Origin of the sequence: Kitasatospora sp. NPDC059571, assembly GCF_042735675.1 — a bacterium.
Taxonomy (GTDB): Bacteria; Actinomycetota; Actinomycetes; order Streptomycetales; family Streptomycetaceae; genus Kitasatospora.
Genome location: NZ_JBHWBW010000651.1, coordinates 1 through 3,509 on the forward strand (window position 1 = coordinate 1; position 3,509 = coordinate 3,509).

Consider the following 3,509-nt stretch of genomic DNA (forward strand, 5'->3'; position numbering starts at 1 on the left):
CCGCTCCCCCCCCGGGGGGGCGTGGTGGGCCCCCGGCGGGGGGGGGGGGGGGCCGGGGGGCCGGGGCGCCCCGGCCGGGCGGGTCCGCGCCCCGGGGGGCGCCCGCGCCGCCCCCCCCCACCGTCCCGGCCCCGGGCCCTCCCGGACGTGGCCTCTGCGGCCGAACCCCCGGCCGGGGGCCGTCAGCTGCGGACCATCCGGGTGTGCCAGGGCAGTTCGACCGTCGCCGTGGTGGGCCCGCCGGCCGGGCTCTCCACCACGAAGACGCCGTCCACCGCCCCGACCCGCTCGGCCAGACCGGCCAGCCCGCTGCCCGGGTGCGCGGAGGCGCCGCCGCGGCCGTCGTCCTGGACGAGCAGCATCAACCGGTCGTCGGCCCGCCAGACGTCCACCGACGCGGACCGGGCCGCCGCGTGCTTGGCGATGTTGGTCAGCAGCTCGCTGACGGTGAAGTAGGCGATCCCCTCGACGGCCGGGTCGGGCCGCTCGGCGCCCTTCAGGTCGACGTGCACCTTGACCCCGCCGGGCACCGCGCACCGGGCCGCCACCGCCGACAGCGCGGCGTCGAGCCCCCGGTCGGTCAGCACCGCGGGATGGATGCCGCGGGCCAGGTCCCGCAGCTCCTGGAGCGCGAGCTTGACCTCGCCGTGGGCCGCGCCGACCATCTCCGCCGCCGCGGCGACGCCGGACGGGTCGGACGCCTCGGCCAGCTTCTCCTTCGCCAGGCCCAGATCCATCGCCAGCGCGACCAGCCGGGCCTGCGCGCCGTCGTGCAGATCCCGCTCGATCCGCCGCAGGTCCGCCGCCGCGGTGTCGACCACGGCGCCCCGGTCGTCCTCCAGCTCGCGGACCCGCTCGCTCAGCGCGTTCGGGCACAGCAGGCTGCCGACCAGCATCCGGTCGACCGCGGCCAGGCCGCGCACCGCCCACGGCAGCACCGGCCAGCCGACCACCAGCAGCACCACCGTCAGGGCGAAGCCCAGCACGCCCCAGGGCAGCAGCAGCACCGCGTAGAGCACGGAGCGCCAGCTCAGCCCGTCCGTCAGGCAGGCGATCACCCACCCCGCGACGCCCGGCCGGGTCGGGACCAGCGGCCCGGCCTCGGCGACGTCCGAGCCGAGCGCGTACCGCGCCCGCCGCCGGGCCAGCGCCCCCAGCCGCCGGCTGCCGGCCAGGCCCAGGGCCAGCAACGGCAGCCCGACCACCGTCACCGCCAGGCCGAGCCCCACGCTCAGCATGACCACGGTGACGACGAAGCCCGCGATGCCGAGCGGCAGATTCACCAGCAGGTGCTGAACCTCCCGCCACAGCCGTTCCCCGTACAGGGACGGCCGGGTCTCCTGCGCCCCGCGCCCCGCCTCGTCGTCCATCGCCGCCCGTCCTCTCCGGTGCCCGCGCGCCCGCCGACCGGCGGCAGCGGCCGCCGCGGCGGCCTGCGCGCGCATCGGATCCCCGATGCCGCACCAGCATCGCCGGTCCGGGGCCCGCTCGGCCATGGTGCTGGGTGCCGTCCTCTCCCGGGGGTTTTCCCCACCCCCGGGACTGCACGTGGCTGCCGGTCCGGGAGGGACCGGAGTCCACCCTGCGTCTTGCGTACCGGGCAGGTGCAGGAGTAGACGATCGGTGCACTTAGACTCACGCCGTAGTGATGGTTATGGATGCGTAAAGAAGTTCGGATCCCCGCCGGTGGACGGCGGGCCCGGCCGAGGTGGAGGCGAACGCAATGGAGTGGCAGCAGACGGCTGCCGGCGCTGCCGCGGGCAGCGGCTACTTCGACGCGTACGCGGCGGTGGGCCTGCTCGCCGTCGTCGGCGTGCTGTTCGTCGCGGTGTCCTTCACCGCCAACCGCCTGCTGCGCCCGGTGGTGTACTCACCGGAGAAGCTGCTGGCGTACGAGTGCGGGGTGGACCCGGTCGGCGAGGGGTGGGCGCAGACCCACATCCGCTATTACGTCTACGCCTTCCTGTACGTGATCTTCGCGGTCGACGCGATCTACCTGTTCCCCTGGGCGACGGTCTTCGCCGCCGCCGGGTACGGGGCGACGACGCTGGTGGAGATGTTCGTCTTCATCGGGTTCCTCGCGGTCGGACTGCTCTACGCCTGGAAGAAGGGCGTTCTGGAATGGACGTGACGCACGGCCACGCGCACGGCGCCTCCGGCGGGCCCGTGCCGCTCGGCATCCCCGACCCGGCCAACCCCGGTGCGGTCGAGCCGCGCCGGCTCGGCCCGCTGGCCCGGCTCGCGCCGGACCCGGTCAAGGTGGTGCTCAACTGGGGGCGCCGCTACAGCCTGTGGTGCTTCAACTTCGGCCTCGCCTGCTGCGCGATCGAGTTCATCGCCGCGTCGATGGCCAAGCACGACTTCATCCGGATGGGTGTCATCCCGTTCGCGCCCGGCCCGCGCCAGGCCGACCTGATGATCGTCTCGGGCACCGTCACCGACAAGATGGCCCCCGCGGTCAAGCGGCTCTACGAGCAGATGCCCGAGCCCAAGTACGTCATCTCGTTCGGTGCCTGCTCCAACTCCGGCGGCCCGTACTGGGACTCCTACTCCGTCACCAAGGGCGTGGACCAGATCATCCCGGTCGACGTCTACGTGCCGGGCTGCCCTCCGCGGCCCGAGGCACTGCTCCAGGGCATCCTCAAGCTCCAGGAGAAGATCGCCGCCGAGTCGATCCCGCAGCGCTACGCCGCGCCCGCCGCCGCGCTCCGCCGCGGCCTGGTGGCCGGTCCGGAGGCCGGCCAGTGACCACCCCCGAGCAGCCCACCCCCGAGCAGCCGGGCGCGCAGCAGCCGGTCGCCGAGCAGCCCGCCCCGACCGGGCCCGCGCCCGAGCCGGGGCCGGCCGAGCGGACGGCCGCCGCGATCGGGCCCTGGGCCACCGCGGCCGAGGCGTACGGGCTGCTGACCGTCGACGTGCCCGCCGAGCACTGGATCGAGGCGCTGACCGCGGCCCGCGACGCCCTCGGCCTCGGCTACTTCGACTGGCTCAGCGCGGTCGACGAGCTCGCCGACGGCTTCTCGGTCGCGGCGCACCTCGCCGACCCCGGCCGCCCCGGCGCCGTCCGGCACCTGCTGGTGCGCACCAGGGTGGCGCGCGAGAAGGCCGCGCTGCCGACCGCCACCGGCGTCTACGCCGGCGCCGCCTGGCACGAGCGCGAGACGCACGAGATGTTCGGCATCGACTTCCCCGGCCACCCGCACCTGGTCACCCTGCTGCTGCCGGACGGCTTCGAGGGCCACCCGCTGCGCAAGGACTTCGTGCTCGCCGCCCGGGTCGCCAAGGCCTGGCCGGGCGCGAAGGAGCCGGGCGAGTCGGACCACGGCGACGGCCCGGCCCGGCGCAAGATGCAGCCCCCGGGCGTCCCCGACCCGAACGAGTGGGGCCCGCTCAAGGGCACCCTGCCGCCGGTCGCCGAGCGTCCCGCCCGGGCGGCCCGCACCGGGCTGGTATTGACATCTGTCGCGTCCGACGCGACTAGGGGTGTCTAGCTCGGGGGTCGCGGTGTG

General features: G+C 75.5%; 3 protein-coding genes and 1 pseudogene. 3 read left to right on the forward strand and 1 reads right to left on the reverse strand.

Annotation, left to right across the window (positions count from 1 at the left end):
* Nucleotides 1–182: 182 nt before the first annotated feature.
* On the reverse strand, nt 183–1,370 hold the full coding sequence (locus tag ACFV0G_RS37275; RefSeq protein WP_380557619.1) for a sensor histidine kinase: 1,188 nt from the start codon (nt 1,368–1,370) through the stop codon (nt 183–185).
* A 353-nt stretch (nt 1,371–1,723) separates the two neighbouring features.
* Between ACFV0G_RS37275 and ACFV0G_RS37280 the strand changes: the two genes are divergently transcribed.
* The 3 genes and pseudogenes from ACFV0G_RS37280 to ACFV0G_RS37290 form a co-directional block, all read left to right on the forward strand.
* The gene (locus tag ACFV0G_RS37280; protein WP_380557622.1) at nt 1,724–2,131 is read left to right on the forward strand and encodes an NADH-quinone oxidoreductase subunit A; all 408 of its coding nucleotides are present in this window, start codon (nt 1,724–1,726) and stop codon (nt 2,129–2,131) included.
* Nucleotides 2,122–2,748, forward strand: coding sequence for an NADH-quinone oxidoreductase subunit B (locus tag ACFV0G_RS37285; RefSeq protein WP_380557626.1), 627 nt, complete (start codon nt 2,122–2,124; stop codon nt 2,746–2,748). Before ACFV0G_RS37280 ends, ACFV0G_RS37285 begins: the two co-directional genes overlap by 10 nt.
* 116 nt (nt 2,749–2,864) lie before the next feature.
* Nucleotides 2,865–3,440: pseudogene (locus ACFV0G_RS37290) on the forward strand (NADH-quinone oxidoreductase subunit C); the annotation flags it as partial.
* Between the last annotated feature and the right edge of the window lie 69 nt (nt 3,441–3,509).

Coding starts and splice junctions, on each gene's coding strand:
- ACFV0G_RS37280 (WP_380557622.1), top strand. CDS start 1,724: ATGGAGTGGCAGCAGACGGCTGCCGGCGCTGCCGCGGGCAGCGGCTAC.
- ACFV0G_RS37275 (WP_380557619.1), bottom strand. CDS start 1,370: ATGGACGACGAGGCGGGGCGCGGGGCGCAGGAGACCCGGCCGTCCCTG.
- ACFV0G_RS37285 (WP_380557626.1), top strand. CDS start 2,122: ATGGACGTGACGCACGGCCACGCGCACGGCGCCTCCGGCGGGCCCGTG.